The following is a 17,045-nucleotide window of genomic DNA, read 5'->3' as shown; positions in this document are numbered from 1 at the left end:
GGGCTTGTTCCGGGACCGGTGCGGCTCTAGTGTGATCTGAGCAATAGCTAATCACATCAAATATATGTGATGCGAGTCCCGATCCGCATCGCTCACCACACCGGCACACCGACGCGCCGCGCACGCAACTGAGGAGAACTCGATGTCACAGGACACCGCCCCGACCGCCGACGTGGGTGCGGGCGGCGAAGCACACGCCGCTTCGGCCACATTCGTCACCACCGATCCCCGCACGGGCCGACAGCTCGCCGAGTACCCCGTGCGCGGCGAAGGCGACGTCCGCTCGGCCGTCGGCCGCGCACGCGACGCGTCGGTGTGGTGGCGTGAGATCGGCTTCGACGGCCGCAAGCGCTGGCTGCAGGAGTGGAAGCGTGCCATCGCGCGGGGCGCCGACGAACTGGGCGAGATCATCGCGACCGAGACCGGCAAGCCGCGCGAAGACGCACTGCTCGAGATCATGCTCGCGGTCGAGCACCTCGACTGGGCGTCGAAGAACGCAGGAAAGGTGCTGCGGCGCCGCAAGGTTCCGTCCGGGCTCGTGAGCGCAAACCAGGTGTCGAGCGTCGGCTACGAACCGATGGGCGTCGTGGGCGTGATCGGCCCGTGGAACTACCCGGTGTACACGCCGATGGGCTCGATCTCGTACGCACTCGCGGCGGGCAATACCGTCGTGTTCAAGCCGAGCGAGCTCACCCCCGGCGTCGCACTGTGGCTCGAGCGCGCGTGGCAGTCCCTGGTGCCGCAGGAACCGGTCCTTCAGGTGGTGACGGGCGACGGCGGAACCGGCGCCGCGCTCGTGCGCGCGGGCGTCGACAAGGTGGCGTTCACCGGGTCTGCGGCGACGGCGAAGAAGGTCATGGCAGCCTGCGCCGAGACGCTCACCCCTCTCGTGGTCGAGGGCGGCGGCAAGGACGCGCTCATCGTCGCGGAAGACGCGGATCTCAAAGAGGCCGTGACGTTCGCGGTGTTCGGCGGCCTGGGCAATGCAGGCCAGACGTGCGCGGGCGTCGAGCGCGTGTACGTCGTCGACGCGGTGTACGACCACTTCCTCGACGAACTCCGCAGGCAGGTGTCGGCCGTGTCCGTGCAGGGCGACGACGCCGACTACGGCCCGATGACGCTGCCGCGTCAGGTCGACATCGTCCGGTCCCAGGTCGAGGATGCCCTCGCACGCGGCGCGACCGCCGTCGTGGGCGGCCTCGAGTCGTTCGACGGGCGGACGATCGCGCCCATCGTTCTCACCGACGTGCCCGACGACAGCACGGCGGTGCAGGACGAGACCTTCGGGCCGCTGCTGGTCGTCGACCGCGTGCGCGATCTCGACGAAGCGATCACCCGCACCAACTCGACACCCTACGGACTCGGCGCGTCGGTGTTCACCAAGGACGCAGCCAAGGGCATGCAGGCTGCCGACCGCATCCGCAGCGGCGTCGTCACGATCGGCTCGGTGCTCGGCTTCGCGGGAGTCGCCGCACTTCCGTTCGGCGGCGTCGGCGACTCGGGCTTCGGGCGCATCCACGGCGCCGACGGGCTGCGGGAGTTCGCACGGCCGAAATCCGTGACGCGGCAACGATTCGCGGCACCACTCGACCTGCTGAACATCGACCGCAAGGCTCGCGACGTCAAGATCGCAGCCTGGCTGCTGCGCACGCGTCACGGCCGGTGAGGGGAGCGAGCATGGAGAAGCAGGTCACGAGCATCCGGCCGGAGGCACCGTCGGTGTGGCGCAAGAGTGCGTGGCGCGAACGGATCGAGTCTCTCGACCCCGTCGCCGACTGTCACGAGATACACCGCATCATGGCAGGTTTCGAGTTCCCCTGGGATTACCAGCGCTCGCTCGAGTTCGCACTGTTCAAGACGTATTGCGTGCCGTCGATCTCCGAGTTGCTCGACAAGACGGGCGAATTCGAGCACCGACCACAGAAGCGCTACGACGACACCGCCTTGCTCATGGCGGAGATGGTCGAGCACGGTTTCGATTCGCCACGGGGCAAGGACTCGCTTCGGGTCGTCAACCGCATGCACGGCAAGTACACGATCTCGAACGACGACATGCTCTACGTGCTGTCGACGTTCGTGTACGAGCCGCTCGACTGGATCGACGCCTACGGCTGGCGCCGACTCACCCCGCACGAGCGGGCCGCGGCCTTCCACTTCTACACGGGAGTCGGAAAGCGGATGGGCATCAAGGACATCCCGGAGGACTTCCAGGAGTTCCACCGGTTCAAGCTGAACTACGAACGCGAGCACTTCCGGTACAGCGAGTCCAATCACCGCATCGGCGTGTACACCACCGACCTGTTCTGTTCGTGGTTCCCCGCACCGCTCCGACCGCTCGTCTCGATCGGCGTGCGGGGCCTGCTCGACGACCGGATGCTGACCGCATTCGGGTTCGAGCCCGCACCCGAGGCGGTGCGCCGCGCGGCCACACGCGGCCTGCGACTGCGTTCGGCGGCCGTGCGGTTGCTACCGCCCCGTCGCGTGTCGAATGCGGCGCGCGACCCGCACAACCGCACGTACCCGGGGTACCCGGGGTCCTACCGCCCTTCGGATCTCGGCTCCGACTCGCCGCCGCCGTCGTGGGGCGCGCCCACGCCGAGCGCGGCGCGCATCAGTTGAGCGACGCGCTCGGACTGGCCGGGCTCGAAGTGGACCAGTCGGCCCACGTCGAGCACCAGTCCGAGCGCGGCGTGCACCACGAAGCGCGCTTCCGCGGAATCGAGTTCGGGTCGGACCTGCACGAGCAGCGCGACCCACTCCTCGACGTTCAAACGTTGGATACCACGCAGCGTCTTCTGCTCGGCCGCAGGAAGATTACCGATCTCCGCGAAATACACCGAGAGCACCTCGGGGTTGCGAAACGACAGGTCGACGTACGAGTCGACGAGCCCGACGAGCGCTTCCGCAGGCGTGTCGGAGGACGCGAGAGTGTCGGCCGTAGCGGCGGCAAGGCGATCGGCTGCACGGTGGAACACGGCCGCCAGCAGGTCCGATTTGCTGGGGAAGTATCGATACACGCTGGATGCGTTGATGCCTGCTCCGGCACCGATCTCCTCGACCGTCGCGTCGTGATAGCCGTGCAGGTCGAACACGCGCACGGCTTCGGCGACGAGCATCTCACGCTTGGACGTGACACCCAGGCCGTTCTTGGGAGCCTCGGGAGGAACCGGCTGCTGCGGGCCGAGTTCTGCGAAAAGTACCGCGCGCGCGATGCTCTCGATCAGCGCGGCCAGTCGCCGCTGCGCGAGAGCGGTGCGGTGGGCCGTGACCGAGCCGATCGCGCTGAGCGTCGCGGCGGCGAGCACCGTGGTGTCGGCGTTCGACAGTTCGGGCCGCAGCGCCCGCAGCGGGGCCGCCACACTGCGGGTGATGGACACGAACACCGCACGCAGGGCCTCTCGATCGTCGCCGACGAGATAGCGCCGCTCCCACCGGTACAGGCCCCCCACACGCCGGTTCTCGACGCTTGCGGACACGAGGCCACGCACGACGGCGTCGAGTCGCGCACCGGGATCGTCTTCGGGGGTCGACTCTTCCGCGGCCGCGACCGCGGCCGCCAGCCCCGCGGCGGCCGAGGACGCCGCGTGGACGAACAGCGCGTACTTGTTGGGGAAGTGCCGATACAGCGCGGGCCCCGAGATGCCCAGTTCCGCAGCGATGTCGTCGACCCCGACTCCGTGGTAGCCGCGCTCGCTGAAGGCGACGGCGGCGACTGTGGCGATCTGGGCCTTGCGATTCTTCGGCCGCGTACGACGAGCCGTGGGCGCGGACGCGCGTCGGCCGGATGGGGCCACTGGTCACCTCCTGAGCGGGTCGCGTCCTGGCCCGCGACGCACTCGGTGCCGCCGCGCCCTGACGAGTACGCCGATTTTAACCGAGCCTCGGGGCCGCGCTTGCCGGTACTACGTGCTCGTCCCCGGACACGGCGGGCGTCACACGTGATCCACGCTCGTAGAACGGCTGCCGGCGTGGACGAGCACCTATTGACACGACCGATTCGTGCACCTTAAGTTAACAGAAATTCGCGCCACTTCGATTCGTTCGAGCGCGAGGCGCCCGTACGCACCGGCCTGCCATGCGGCCGCGCCGTTCACCCCACCGCTCCCAGACACCCGTCGCTCCGACACACCGTCACCGCACACCCGGCGCCCGGCTTTCCCGATCGGCCGCCACCACACGAGGAGGTACCCCACCATGCTCTCCACACGCTTCACCGAGATGTTCGGAGTCGAACATCCCATCGTGCAGGGCGGAATGATGTGGGTCGGCCGGGCGGAGCTCGTCGCGGCGGTCGCCGAGTCGGGCGCGCTCGGCTTCCTCACCGGGCTCACGCAGCCCACGCCCGAGGATCTCGCGAAGGAGATCGCCCGCACCCGCGAAATGACCGACAAGCCGTTCGGCGTCAATCTCACGATCCTTCCGTCGATCACGCCGCCCCCCTACGAGGAGTACCGACAGGCGATCATCGAGTCGGGCATCCGCATCGTCGAGACGGCAGGCTCGAATCCGGCACCGCACCTTCCCTTCTTCAAGGACGCAGGCGTGAAGGTCATCCACAAGTGCACGAGCGTTCGGCACGCGATCAAGGCAGAGCGCATCGGCGTCGACGCCGTCAGCATCGACGGCTTCGAATGCGCAGGGCACCCGGGCGAGGACGACGTTCCCGGCCTGATTCTCATTCCGGCAGCCACACGCGCGGTGCGCATTCCGGTCATCGCGTCGGGCGGCATCGCCGATGCGCGCGGCCTCGTCGCGGCGCTGGCGCTGGGCGCGGACGGCGTCAACATGGGCACACGGTTCATGTGCACGCAGGAGTCCCCGGTCGCCGAGGAGGTCAAGCAGCGCATCGTCGAGGCATCGGAGCTCGACACCAAGCTCATCTTCCGCACGTTGTCGAACACTGCGCGAGTCGCCGCCAATGAAATCAGCCGCGAAGTGGTCGACATCGAAGCGAAGGGCTGCGAGTTCGACGACATCGCACACCTCGTGGCCGGGGCGCGTGGACGCCAGGTGTTCGAGAACGGCGACCTCGACGCCGGCATCTGGACCGCGGGCCAGAGCCAGGGCCTGATCCACGACGTTCCTCCGGTTGCCGAGCTCGTCGATCGCATGGTGCGCGAGGCCGAGTCGGTCATCGCCGACCGGCTGACGTCGATGCTGCAGCCGGCAGGAGTGACGGCATGACAGACACCCGCGAAACCGACATCTCGACCGGCGCACCCGGCCTCGTCACCGAACTCGTCGACGGGGTCATGCGCATCACGATCGATCGCCCGCACCGCATGAACGCGCTCGATCTCGCGCACCTGCGAGCGCTCGGCGACGTCCTGCTCGCCGCGGGTGACGACCCGCGGGTCCGCGTGATCGTGCTTGCGGGCGCGGGGCGCGCGTTCAGCACCGGCGCGGATCTCGCGGCCAGCGCCGAGGCGGGCGGGCGGGAGGCCCCTCCCGAGGAGATCATGACGATCGCCAATCGCGTGGTGCGCGCGGTCGTCGACGCGCCGGTGCCGGTCGTCGCCGAAGTGCGTGGCGCGGCGGCGGGTGTCGGTGCGTCGCTCGCCGTGGCAGCCGACCTCACCGTCGCCGCCGACGACGCGTACTTCCTGCTCGCCTTCGTCAACATCGGACTCATGCCCGACGGGGGCGCCACCGCCCTCATCCCGGCCGCGATCGGGCGCGCCCGCGCGGCACGCATGGCGTTGCTCGGCGAGCGGCTGCCGGCGGCCGACGCACTCGCACACGGCTTGATCGCCGAGGTGGTTCCGGCCGCCGAGTTGTCGGCGCACGTCACCGCACTCGCAGAGCGCATCGCGCGCGGGCCTCGACAGGCCCTGGAGTCGACCAAGAGCGCACTGCGCGCGGCGACGCTGGGCCAACTCGAAGGAGCGTTCACTCGCGAGAGCGAAGGGCAATGCAGACTGCTCGTCGGCCCTGAGTTCGCAGAGGGGGCTGCGGCCATGCTCGACAAGCGCCCGCCGGTGTTCCCCCGGCACGACGGCGAGCCCGGTCCCGACGCAACCGCCCGCGCGAATATTCGTTAACAAAAGGGTATTCCCTGGGCACGCTCTCTCTGTAATACTCCTCACATATCGGACACACACTGCAGCACGATCGCCGGCCACCGCACCGGCGCGCGTGCCGCAACCGGATCAGCGAAGGGGCTCCCCCGAAATGCCGACACACGAAGCGCCCACAACCGACGGCCCGGGTTCCGCGGCCACGCAGCCCGTCCAGTCGCGTCGCAACCATTGGATGAACTGGGTCGCGACGCACGCACAGAACAAGCCCGACGCCCCCGCCTTCCGCCATCTCGGCGAGACCACGACGTGGGCCCAGCTCGACCGGCGCTCACGTGCACTCGCCGGGGCCCTGGCCCGGCGCGGCGTCGGCTACGGCGACCGCGTCCTGCTGCTCACACTCAACCGCACCGAGTTCTTCGAAGCGGTCTTCGCGATCAACCACCTCGGCGCGCTCGCGGTGCCGGTCAACTTCCGGCTCACCCCGCCGGAAGTCGCCTACATCGCACGGGATTCCGGTGCCACGGTCGTGTTCACCGAGGCCGCGCTCGCACCGCTCGTCGCGGCCGTGCGGGCCGAGGTGCCCGAACTCGGCCTCGCGATCGGCATGGGCATGCCGTCCGACGACCAGGTGGTGGGCTACGAAGAACTCGTGGACGAGGACGGCGAACCCGCCGACGCCCTCGACATCCACGAGGACACCCCGTCGCTCATCCTCTACACGTCGGGCACCACCGGTTCACCCAAGGGCGCCGTGCTGTCGCACGCCAACATGTCGGCCCAGTCGCTCACGTGTATCCGCGCGATGCGGTACAACGGCGCCGACGACATCGGTTTCCTCGCCTCGCCGGTGTTCCACGTCGCCGCGCTCGGCTCGGTGGCGCCACTGCTCATGCTCGGTGGCTGCACGGTCATCCACCCGCTCAAGGCCTTCGATCCGGTCGACATGCTCGACGCGTGGGAGCGCGAACGCGTCAGCACGGTCTTCCTCGTGCCGGTGCAGTGGCAGGCCGTGTGTGCGGTGCCCGGTGTACGCGATCGAGACCTCGCACTGCGCGTCGTCAGCTGGGGGGCGGCGCCTGCGTCCGACACAGTGCTGCGGGCGATGGCCGACACCTTCCCCGAGGCCCTCATCGTCGCGGTGTTCGGACAGACCGAGATGTCCCCCATCACCTGCGTTCTCGACGGCGACGACGCGATCCGCAAGCTCGGCTCCGTGGGCAAGCCCATCCCGACGATCCAGACTCGCATCGTCGACGACGAGATGAACGACGTGCCGCCCGGCACGGTCGGCGAGATCATCTACCGCGGGCCCACCATGATGCAGGGCTACTGGGCGAATCCGGACGCCACCGCGGACGCGTTCGCGGGCGGCTGGTTCCACTCGGGCGATCTCGTCCGTCAGGACGACGAAGGCTTCGTGTACGTCGTCGACCGCAAGAAGGACATGATCATCTCGGGCGGCGAGAACATCTACTGCGCCGAGGTCGAGAACGCTCTGTTCGCGCATCCGAAGATCCGCGAGGCCGCGGTGATCGGCCGCCCCGACCCGAAGTGGACGCAGGTTCCGGTCGCGGTGGTGGCGCTGCACGACGCCGACGGCGACATCACGATCGACGAGGTCGCCGAATTCCTCGGCGACCGTCTCGCGCGGTACAAGCACCCCAAGGATGTCGTGGTGCTCGCAGAGTTGCCGCGCAACGCGAGCGGCAAGGTCGTCAAGGGCGATCTGCGTAAGTCGTACGGCGCCAAGGGGGTCGGCGTCGGCTGAGCCCCGGGGGGATCGGGGATGTGGGGCGGCCCTTCGGGGCCGCCCCACTTTTCGTGTACCGGTGCTGTGTGCGAAACAAGCGCACGGAGACTCGCAAAGTGCTCACGGGCGGGCGGCGAGGGCACGGCGCGCGACCGGGATGTACCGATCGCGCGGCGACACCGCGGCGACGGCCTTGCGCCACGCCGCATACCGCGTGAGTGTGCCGCTGCCACGGGTACGAATGCCGTACAGTTCGCGGGCCCTCGGGTGCATCATCTGGTGCACCGCCGCGGTGGGCACGTGTCGTACGACCCAATGGTTCGGCCGGAGAACCTGGTCGCGATAGAAGTCGGTGTCGGCACCTGCGCGCAGCACCCGTGCACACTCGGCGTGGAAGTAGTCCTCGAACTCGAGCCACGTGGCCGGTGTGCCGCGATCCGAGATTCCGTACCTGCGGTACCACAGCGCACACTCGGCGAAGAGTTGCTCGCGTTCGCCGGGCCAGAGCGGCCGTACGAAGCGCTCGATCATCATGAACAACGTGTCGACGTAGGTGGCGTGCTGGAAGTAGAACACCGACGGGTTGAGCGCGTGGTACCTCGCGCCGTCTGCGAGTACGCCTTTGACGTCCGCGTGACCGAATCGGACGACGGACGACAGATCGCGGTCGGCGTACGCGATCGCGATGGCCTGGGGCACCGTGTGACGTTCGTGGAGCCACAGGTGTTGCGGGCTGCGGGAGTGTTGGCGCACACCCCGCGCGATCGCGGGATGCAGCATCTGCAACGAAACGGCGCGCGGAAGCGCGAGCAGGAACCTGCGGTCGCCGAGAAACCTCCACAGCAGGGTGTCCGGACCGAGCCCGTCCGAGTCGTGGTGCATGCCGAGTCCTCTCGGGAGCTGCCGTGCGACGGCCCGTCGTCGGTGGCCGTCACCTGCCGATCGGGTCGATACCCTTGCGGTAGCGCCTGCGCAGGTCGCGCATCAACCAGCGCGAGCCGCCGAACCGGACGAACTTCGGGATGAAGCGGTTGACGAATGCCACGAAGATGAATAGGTGCTCGAACCGCCTGCGGTCGGTTTCGGTCCACTCGAGGTCGAGCAACTCGCGGAAGTACGGGCCGAGCGTGCCGATCGTGAGGAACTGCAACAGGTTTCCGAATCCGGCGCGCAACGGCCACTTGATCATCCGCAGCCCGACGAGATCGTGGATGAACTGTTTCGTGCGCTCGTCGTACGTGACACGTTCGCACGCGGTGTTCCAGTAGCGGTCGAAGTCCGCACGGGTGGCAGGCCACATGTCCTCGGTGACCTGCAGCGTCGTCGCGAGCGACGACGCGTGGACGTAGAAGTGTTCCAGTTCGTCGTCCGACATCCGGCCGTGCAACAACTGATGCGAGTCCTCGAAACCGACGTACAGGCATGCCGCGACCCACAACTGCAGTTCGCGGTTGAACGCGTTGTACTTGACGGGGCTGTCGGCGTCGGAACGGACGTGGCGGTGTGCGCCGTTGACGGCCTCGCGGAACAGCAGGCGTTCTTCGTCCGTGCCGAGGATCGCGACGGCGAGGTATGCCGTGGTGGTGCGGGCACGCTTCCACGGGTGGTGCATCAGCGCACCCGATTCGACCTTGCTCTCCATGACGCCGTATGCGACCTCGGGCCACCCGATCTGCATCGCGACGTTCGCGGCCGCGCCCGCGAACGACCAGAAGTCGAGGGCGTCGGTGAGATCGGGCTTGCGCATCCACCGTCGCCGCTCGGAGGTGACGGTGATTCGGGTGCGTGCAGAGGTGAGGCGCGGCTCGCGCGCGGTGTAGTCCTCGAGGTAACCGGCAGGCATCGCTGTGTCCCTTCGGATCGGGTGTACGTGGCCGTCCGGAATCAGACGGTCTGGACCTCGTCGACGATCCAGCGGTCGCCGTCTCGGACGAGGGAGAGCACCATGCGGTACTTCTGGGCATTGCCCTGGGGAGCCGTGACGTTGACTGCTTGCTGGTCGGCGAACACGAGGACGGTGGCGTGGTCGTCGTCGAGGGACTCGACCGCGACGTGCTCGGCGGTGGCGGTGGCCTTGCCCTGGCCGTCGGTGACGACCCCGCGCAGCGCGTCGACCATCTCGTTGTACCGTTGCGCGAACTCCTCGGTGGACATGCCGGCGATCTTGTCCCGATTGGCGTCGAGGTTCTGGTAGTCGAACGACGACATCGTGATCGCGTAGTCGCGGGCCGTGTCGATCGCCTGGGTGCGGCGTTCGTCGTCGCCGCGCTGCCCGAGGAGCACGATCGTCGCGAGTGCCGACACCGCGACGAGTGCGACCGCGAGCACGCCGACGACGGCGCCGACGATCCAGCGGGAGCGGTTCCGGCCGGTCGGACCGGACCGCACTCCGGCGCCGTCGAGGTCGGCAGGCCGCTCCAGTGTGCCCGTCGTGCCAGTGCTGTCGCCGGTCACCGTGTCATCGTGTGCCATTGCCGAGTCCTTCCATGAGTTCTCTCCAGTAGTTCAGTGCGTCGACCCCGGTGGGGACCAGAATCGGATCCTCGACCACGGGAGGACCGATCCGCTCGCCCGGAGTCGTCGAGCCCTCGAGCCCGAGGCCGTCCGGCCGCGGCGCATTCTGCGAGCCACGCTGCTGCATGTCGGGTGCGGGCGGACAGTACAGGCCGAGGTTCGTCTCGACCGGGGTGAGGTCGCCGACGGCTCGGCGTTCGGTGTCGTACGAGCACACCGGGCCCTGCGTCGCGATGAGCGCGAAGTCCGCGCGGTCGCCCTTGACGATCGACTCGAGCTTGCCGAGACCGTACGGGATGTCGTTCAGACCTGACGCGAGCGCATCGCTGCGGTCTGCCACGACCGGTTCGACCGTCGCGAGGTTCGCGAGCACCGAACCGAACGTGCCCTGGTACCTGTCGAACAGCTCGCGGGCCCGGCCGAGCGCCTCGGGACTCGTGTCGGCCAGGTGTACCAGGACCGGCCTGCTCGCGTCGAGTTGGGTCGCGAGATCGCGGGAGGCACCCATACCCCGGACGAACGAGTCGGATTCGCCCGCCATCGTCGTGACGAGGGTGGACGTGCGGTGCAGCATCGACTCCAGTTCCGCGGACTGGTCGCGCAGCCGCGACGACAGCGTGTCGCCGTTGTCGATCATCGTGGCGAGAGACGGCCCGAGACCGTCCATCGCGGTGCCGATCTCGTCGCCGACGGTGCTGAGCGTCTCGGGGTCGACGCTCTGCAGCAGCGAACTCGCCTGCCTCATCAAGTCGTCCATCTGCACCGGCTGCTGGTCGGCGGGCGCTGCCAGCTCGTCGCCGCTCTCGAGATACGGCCCGTCGGCCGTATTCGGGTAGATGTCGACGTTCTGGATCCCCGCGACGGTACCCATCGTGACCTTGGCGACGCTGTCGACCGGGATGCGAGTGTCCTTGTCGATCGAGAACTCCACGCGCGCACCGCCGTTCGGGTCGAGCGCGACGGATTCGACGGTGCCGATCTGGGCACCGCGGTAGGTGACGCCGGTGCCGGCGGTGAGGCCCATCGCGCTCTCCATGGTGGCGTGCACTCGGAGCTGACCTGCGAGCCCCTGCGGGCCGACGACATAGTAGATGCCGAACGGGATGACGACCGCAGCCGTGACCGCGAAGAGCACGAGTTGGACGAGTGCGAGCCGCTTCATCGCGAGCCTCCCGACAGCAGACCGGACAGGGTGTCGCCGAGACCGGCAGGCAGACCGCCGGGCCCGGCGGCGGGGGCAGGTGCCGAGGCCGTGGGTGGGGCCGCGGAGGCACCGGGCACGGGCGAGGCGGCGACGGTACGGGACAGCCCGCCGGTGAGCAGTTTGTCGATGCCGCCGGGGATGTCCAGCGCGCCGTCGAACGCGAGATAGTCACCCTTGACGGACACCTGGAACGTCTCGAGGAACTGGTTCATGTTGGTGAGCGTGCCGCCGATGCGGTCGTTGAAGGACTCGAGGGTCGCGACGACCGTCGACGCGTCGTGCAGCATGCCGTCGAGGCTGCTGCTGCTCGACGACAGGACGGTGCGTGCGTTGGTGGACAACTGCGCCGTCGAGTCGAGCAGCGACGAGATGCTGTCCTTCTGTCGCACGAGGACGTCGACGACATCGGGCAGCGAGTCGAGATAGCCGTCCACGACGGCCTGCTGGGCCGCGAACTTGCCCGACACCTCGGTCGCCACCGCGAGTGCGTGATCGAATTCGCCCTGTTGCGCGGACGCCGCCGCCATCAGTTCGGTGAGCTGCGTGGTGAGCCCGCGCACGTCCTGCGAGCGACCCGCGAACGCCGTGTTCAGCTCGCGCACCACGGTGTCGAGCTGGCCGAAGCCGCTGCCGCTGACGACGGTGCCGAGTGTGGCGAGCGCGTTCTCGATCTGCGGCCCTATCTCGGTGCTCGACTCGGGAACCAGGTCGCCGTCGCGGAGCGGTCGTGCGCCGGACCCGTCGTCCGGCGGGATCAGCCTGATGAACGGGCTGCCCAGTGCGGACGGCAGTTCGACAGAGGCCCGCACGTCCTGGGGCAGCTCGACCGAGTCGTCCAGGCTCAGTGTGACGAGAGCGCCGATCGTGTCGGGCCGCAACTCGGCGACACGGCCGATGACCTCCTGGCCGGTGCGGACGTCCGCGCCGAGGACGAGCCCCTCCGCCGTGGCGAGTTGTACCGTCACGTCGTACGCGTCGCCGCCCGCGGACCGCCCGAGCGGCAGATCCTGCATGCCGACGCCGCACCCGGTGAGCGTGACGGCCACGGCGAGGCCGGCTCCCACGGCCGCGACGACGCGGCTCCCTGTTGCCTTCACGATCAGTTACCCCCTTGCGGCAGAGCACCACCGGTGATCACGGATACGATGCCGAGCGGATCGGAGGCACTGATCGGGAACGAGATCGGGTTGGTGAAGCCTGCACCCGTGCACAGCGGCAGCGGGTATGCGTCGCACAGCGGCTTCGCGACCTCGAACTGAGTAAGGGCCGTCGACACGTTGAGCCGAATCCGGCCGCGCTCGTCGGGGCCGATCGTCGCCCCGAGGTTCTGCATCATCATCGGAACGAGGTCCATAAACTCGGCGAGGCCCGACTGGTGCTGGGCGAGAGTGTCCCCGAGCGCCTGCATGTCCTCGGCCGCAGCGCCCACGCCGTCGCCGTGATCACGCATGAACGTGTTCAGCTGGTCGACCACGACCTGCAGATCCTGGAGTGGGCCGGTGATGTCGAGATCGCGGCTCGCCCACTCGTCGCCGAGGCTGCCCATGTCGCGCACGAGCGTGTCGAGCGAGACCTGTCGTGCGTCTAGCGCATTCATCAGCATGTCGACATTGGCGACGATCGCCGTGAGATCCTCGGCCCGCGCACCCACGACACCTGTTGCCGCACTGAGATTGCGTACCGCAGTGTTGAACGCCTCGCCCTGCCCGTTCCATGTCTGCGCGCCCTGTTCGAGTAGCGAGCCGACGTCGCCGCCGTCCTCGCCGATCGTCTGCGCCAGGGTCTCGATGCTGCCCATCAGTCCGTCGAAATCGATGGGCGCATGGGACCGTTCGGGCGGAATCGTCCCGCCGTCCTCGAGCTCCGGTCCACCGTCGTAGGCAGGTCCGAGCTCGACGTGTCGGTCGCTGATGACCGACGGGTTGAGCACGTACGCCGACGCGTCGGCGGGCAGGTGGATGTCCGCGGGCATCGACATCGCGACCGACACGTACGTGCCGCGTGGTTCGACGGCGGTGACGGTACCGACCGGGACGCCGAGGATCGTGACCTTGCTGCCCGGGTAGATGCCGTTGACGTACGAGAACTCGGCGTGGACGGTGGTGGACCGGTCGGTGCGCGCGAAGACGTACCACCCGGCCGCACCGACGAGGAGCGCGAGCACGAGCAGGCTCACGATCGCGCGGCGCCGCTTGCCCGTAGTCATCGGCACCCCTGCATGACACCCACGACGCACAGCAGGTTGTCGGGGATCACGGCCGAAGGCGATGTGACGTCCGCCCAGTTCCCGTTGCCGGTGGCGTCGGTGACCTTGCGCAGCGACGGCGGCACCTTCGTCATGATTGCGTCGATGTCGGCGAGATTGCGTTCGAGGGTTGCGGTGACCTGCTCGAGATTGGACACCATCTGCCCGAAGACCTCCTGGTTGTCGGTGAACGACTGGGCGAGCGTGCGGGTGACCGACGTGAGATTGTCGACGAGCTCCGACAGCGCCTGCCTACGTACGGCGAGCATCCCCACGATCGCCTGCGCATTGGCAGCCGTGGTGGTGAGCGACTCCGACTGCCGGACCGCAAGGTCGGACAAGTTGCGTGACATCGAGAGCAACTGGTCGACCTGTTCGCCGTTGCGGGCGAAGGCCGCGGACGCGCCGCTCATGCCTGCGAGCGCCCGGCCGAGCTGGTCGGGATCATTGGGCATGACCTGGGTGAGGGTCGTCATCATCGCTTCGAGGGACTCGACGTCGATGTTCTGCGCCGCGTCGGTGGCGTCGGCGCTGACCTCGTCGAGACTGTACGGAACGGTGGTGCGGGACAACGGGATCACCTTTTCGTCGTCGACCACACCGCCCGGCACGACCTCGAGATAACGCTTGCCGAGGACGGTCTTGAGGCGGACGGTCGCGGTGGTCTGATTGCCGAGCGGTTGACCGTCGTCGAGCCGGAACTCGACGTCGACGTGCGTGCCGGCGAGCTCGATGTTCTCGACACGGCCCGCAGGTACGCCTGCGACGTAGACCGGGTCTCCCCCGGACAGGCCGCTCGCGTTGGCCATTTCTGCGGTGTAGGGGCTGGTGCGCAGCACGTACCACCCGCGCGGCAGGCCCACCGCCGCGAGCAGGCCGACCACGAGCAGCACGATGCCGACGGTGCCGAGGATCAACGGCATGGACGGATTACGTCGTCCCTCTCCCCGGAACAGGAAGAGCGCAACGGCGACGACGACGTCGATGATCTTGACGAGGAACATCATTGGCCGTTCCCCTCCTTCCGGGTGTGCTCGCGCGTCGTCACAGGCACGACTCCGAGTGCGCCGAGCCGAAGATGTTCGCCTCGGCCGGCCCGGCCATGAGCGTGAAGTTGCACAGGTACAGCGTGATGAAGCTGCCGTAGCTGCCCGCACGGTTGACCGCGTCGGCGAACGACGGCATGTTGCCGAGGAAGCGTTCGAACTCGCCCGTGTGCGCGACCCACCCGTCGGTGACGGTCTTCAGATCCCGCACCGAGTTCCCGAACGCACCGTTCGACCGCGCCATCGAGGCCGCGAGCGTGCTCACGGCGGCGTTGCCGTCGTCGAGGACGGTCTGCAGCTGCCCCGCGTCGCCGAGGACCGAGGTAGTCAGCGCGCTCAGGCCGGTGAGCAACTGTTCGAGCTCGGGCGTACGGGCGTCGACACTGCCCAGCAGTTGCGACATGTTGTGCACCAGCTGGGTGAACACTTCCTCCTGATTCGCGAGATCGGTGCTCATGGTCGCAACCTGTGAGATGAGTTGCGACACGGCGCCACCCTGCCCGCTGAACGTCTCGACGAACCCACGGGTGAGCGTGTTCACCTGGTCGGGGTCGAGTGCGTCGAACAGGGGGCGGAAGCCGTTCATGAGGGCCGTGAGATCGACCGGGGGCGTGGTCTGCGCGACGGGGATGGTGCCACCCGAAGGCAGTCGCTGTGCGCCGGCACTCGACTGCGACGCGTCGAGCGAGACGTACCGCGCGCCGAGCATGTCTCCGTATCGCACCGCCGCCGTGACGTCGGTCGGCAACTCCTGGTCCGACTCGACCTCGATCTCGACGACGGCCTTGGCGCTGCCTGCGCCCGCATCGGCGAATTCGATCGACTCGACCCGGCCGACACGCACGCCGGCGCGCGTGACCGGATTGCCGGGATTGAGCCCCTCGACATCCGTGAACTCGACGGTGTAGCTCTCGGTGGAGCCACGCACCGGGACCGACAGCGTGTTCGCGACCAGCAGGCCACACGCGGCACCGGCGACGCAGAACACGCCCAGCTTCGCCCATTGGGATCGTGTCGTCTTCATCGGACCGTCACCTGCGTTCCACGCACGAGCGGGCCGAGCATCGTGACCGTCGCGGGATTCGGGGCGGCAGCCTCGGGGCTCTCGGATGCGCCGGTGAGGGCCCCTTCGAGAATCCCGAGGACCGGCGCCTCCGCAGCCGCGTCGACGACTCCGATCGGGGCGGCTTCGCCTTCCGTGGGCTCGGCGCCGACCGCGGTGGACGGACCACCGCAGTTGGGTCCGGTGAGCGGGCCGTAGCTGACGCAGTCCTGCGGGCCGTACGGCAGCGGTTCGGCGAAGGTCGGCACGGCCGTGATGTCGAACCGGCCGCTCGAGAACACCCGCGTACCCGCCGCTCCGAAGCTCTCGGCGTGCGCCAGGGTGGACGAGAGCCCTTCGGGATTCGCGGCCGTCGTCGCGAGGATGGTGCCGGTGGCGTCGAACACCGTGACCAGGTTCTGCTGGTTCGCTCCGACGAACGGCGCCAGAACGGCGCCGAAGCCGGCCGCCGCCTCGGTGAGCTGTGCGAACGAATCCTGATGCGCCACCATCTCGTTCGAGACGTTCGTGGCCGACTCGAGCGTCTGGACGATGTCGGGCGTCGCCGTGTTCAGCGCGTCCATCACCTCACGGAAACGCGGTGTGGCGTCGAGGAACTCACGCAGCGCCGGGTCGACATCGGTGAGCACCGCCGACAGGTTCGTCATGGTCCGCCCGACGGCCTCTCCCCTGCCGTCGAGCGCTTGCGCGAGCGCGGTGAGCGCGGTCTGCATCTTGTGCGGCTGCATGCGGTCCAGCACATCCACCATCTTCGTGTAGACGTCGTAGAGGGCGACGGCGTCGGGGCCGGTGTCGATCGGAATCTGCTCGCCGTCCGCGAGGTGATCCGCGGACGGGGCCTCGGAGCCGTCCATGAGTTGGATGTAGATGTCGCCGAAGAACGTTCGGGGCACCACGCGCGCAACGACGCCTGCCGGGACCAGCCCGATCGAGTCCGCGTCGATCTGGAGCTTCGCGATCGACTCGTCGGGCCCCGACTCGATGGCTGCGATGCGGCCGATGTTGACTCCCTGATAGCGCACGGGAGCTTCGCCGTTGATCAACCCGACCGACGACGGCACGGCCACGGTCACCTCGGGATCCTGACGGAGCCCACCGGTGCCGCGCAGCACCATCAGGACACCGACCACCACCACGACCGCGACGGCGACGACGCCGCGCATCGCCATGCGCAACTCGCTCGGCTGCTGCGTTCCGCGCACG

Annotated in this window: 15 protein-coding genes; 5 read left to right on the top strand and 10 right to left on the bottom strand. The window is 68.4% G+C overall.

The window, feature by feature from the left end:
* Nucleotides 1-142: 142 nt before the first annotated feature.
* A complete protein-coding gene (locus HCA44_RS02850; RefSeq protein ID WP_169647031.1) occupies nucleotides 143-1,666 on the top strand; it encodes an aldehyde dehydrogenase family protein in 1,524 nt (507 codons plus the stop codon).
* 11 nt (nucleotides 1,667-1,677) lie between these two features.
* Nucleotides 1,678-2,619, top strand: a complete 942-nt coding sequence (locus tag HCA44_RS02845; protein WP_240945266.1) for an oxygenase MpaB family protein — start codon at nucleotides 1,678-1,680, stop codon at nucleotides 2,617-2,619.
* On the opposite strand, the gene HCA44_RS21230 is transcribed toward HCA44_RS02845, so the two are convergent.
* Nucleotides 2,538-3,794 carry a TetR/AcrR family transcriptional regulator gene (locus HCA44_RS21230; RefSeq protein WP_169647030.1) on the bottom strand — a complete coding sequence of 419 codons (1,257 nt, stop codon included), beginning with the start codon at nucleotides 3,792-3,794 and terminating at the stop codon, nucleotides 2,538-2,540. The two genes, HCA44_RS02845 and HCA44_RS21230, sit on opposite strands and share 82 nt — an antisense overlap.
* Nucleotides 3,795-4,194: 400 nt before the next feature.
* On the opposite strand from HCA44_RS21230, the gene HCA44_RS02835 reads away from it, so the two are divergent.
* The 3 genes from HCA44_RS02835 to fadD5 all read left to right on the top strand — a co-directional run bounded on the left by HCA44_RS02835 (nucleotide 4,195) and on the right by fadD5 (nucleotide 7,788).
* Nucleotides 4,195-5,184, top strand: a complete 990-nt coding sequence (locus HCA44_RS02835) for a nitronate monooxygenase family protein (RefSeq protein ID WP_169647029.1) — start codon at nucleotides 4,195-4,197, stop codon at nucleotides 5,182-5,184.
* On the top strand, nucleotides 5,181-6,041 hold the full coding sequence (locus tag HCA44_RS02830; RefSeq protein ID WP_169647028.1) for an enoyl-CoA hydratase-related protein: 861 nt from the start codon (nucleotides 5,181-5,183) through the stop codon (nucleotides 6,039-6,041). Before HCA44_RS02835 ends, HCA44_RS02830 begins: the two co-directional genes overlap by 4 nt.
* Nucleotides 6,042-6,171: 130 nt before the next feature.
* Entirely contained in the window at nucleotides 6,172-7,788 is a 1,617-nt protein-coding gene (gene fadD5, locus HCA44_RS02825; protein WP_169647027.1) for a fatty-acid--CoA ligase FadD5, read from the top strand.
* Between the two features lie 102 nt (nucleotides 7,789-7,890).
* On the opposite strand, the gene HCA44_RS02820 is transcribed toward fadD5, so the two are convergent.
* Genes HCA44_RS02820 through HCA44_RS02780 form a run of 9 tightly spaced genes read right to left on the bottom strand, consistent with a single transcriptional unit; the run spans nucleotide 7,891 to nucleotide 17,044 of the window.
* The gene (locus HCA44_RS02820; protein ID WP_169647026.1) at nucleotides 7,891-8,652 is read right to left on the bottom strand and encodes an oxygenase MpaB family protein; all 762 of its coding nucleotides are present in this window, start codon (nucleotides 8,650-8,652) and stop codon (nucleotides 7,891-7,893) included.
* Between the two features lie 49 nt (nucleotides 8,653-8,701).
* Nucleotides 8,702-9,613, bottom strand: coding sequence for an oxygenase MpaB family protein (locus HCA44_RS02815; protein WP_169647025.1), 912 nt, complete (start codon nucleotides 9,611-9,613; stop codon nucleotides 8,702-8,704).
* Nucleotides 9,614-9,654: 41 nt separating this feature from the next.
* Nucleotides 9,655-10,242: a mce associated protein mas1a gene (locus HCA44_RS02810; RefSeq protein WP_169647024.1), complete on the bottom strand. Its 588-nt coding sequence runs from the start codon at nucleotides 10,240-10,242 to the stop codon at nucleotides 9,655-9,657.
* On the bottom strand, nucleotides 10,229-11,446 hold the full coding sequence (locus tag HCA44_RS02805) for an MlaD family protein (protein ID WP_169647023.1): 1,218 nt from the start codon (nucleotides 11,444-11,446) through the stop codon (nucleotides 10,229-10,231). The genes HCA44_RS02810 and HCA44_RS02805 overlap by 14 nt, the downstream gene beginning before the upstream one ends.
* Nucleotides 11,443-12,585, bottom strand: coding sequence for an MlaD family protein (locus HCA44_RS02800; protein WP_346764549.1), 1,143 nt, complete (start codon nucleotides 12,583-12,585; stop codon nucleotides 11,443-11,445). Before HCA44_RS02800 ends, HCA44_RS02805 begins: the two co-directional genes overlap by 4 nt.
* 2 nt (nucleotides 12,586-12,587) lie before the next feature.
* Nucleotides 12,588-13,694, bottom strand: a complete 1,107-nt coding sequence (locus HCA44_RS02795) for an MCE family protein (protein WP_169647022.1) — start codon at nucleotides 13,692-13,694, stop codon at nucleotides 12,588-12,590.
* Nucleotides 13,691-14,737 (bottom strand): MCE family protein, encoded by a 1,047-nt coding sequence (locus HCA44_RS02790; RefSeq protein WP_169647337.1) that lies wholly within the window; start codon nucleotides 14,735-14,737, stop codon nucleotides 13,691-13,693. The genes HCA44_RS02795 and HCA44_RS02790 overlap by 4 nt, the downstream gene beginning before the upstream one ends.
* A 40-nt stretch (nucleotides 14,738-14,777) precedes the next feature.
* Entirely contained in the window at nucleotides 14,778-15,803 is a 1,026-nt protein-coding gene (locus HCA44_RS02785) for an MCE family protein (protein WP_169647021.1), read from the bottom strand.
* Nucleotides 15,800-17,044 carry an MCE family protein gene (locus HCA44_RS02780; protein ID WP_346764547.1) on the bottom strand — a complete coding sequence of 415 codons (1,245 nt, stop codon included), beginning with the start codon at nucleotides 17,042-17,044 and terminating at the stop codon, nucleotides 15,800-15,802. The genes HCA44_RS02785 and HCA44_RS02780 overlap by 4 nt, the downstream gene beginning before the upstream one ends.
* Nucleotide 17,045 lies beyond the last annotated feature (1 nt).

The organism is Rhodococcus sp. HNM0569, from assembly GCF_012726205.1.
GTDB lineage: Bacteria > Actinomycetota > Actinomycetes > Mycobacteriales > Mycobacteriaceae > Rhodococcus_F.
This window is presented reverse-complemented; position numbering and strand designations above follow the sequence as displayed.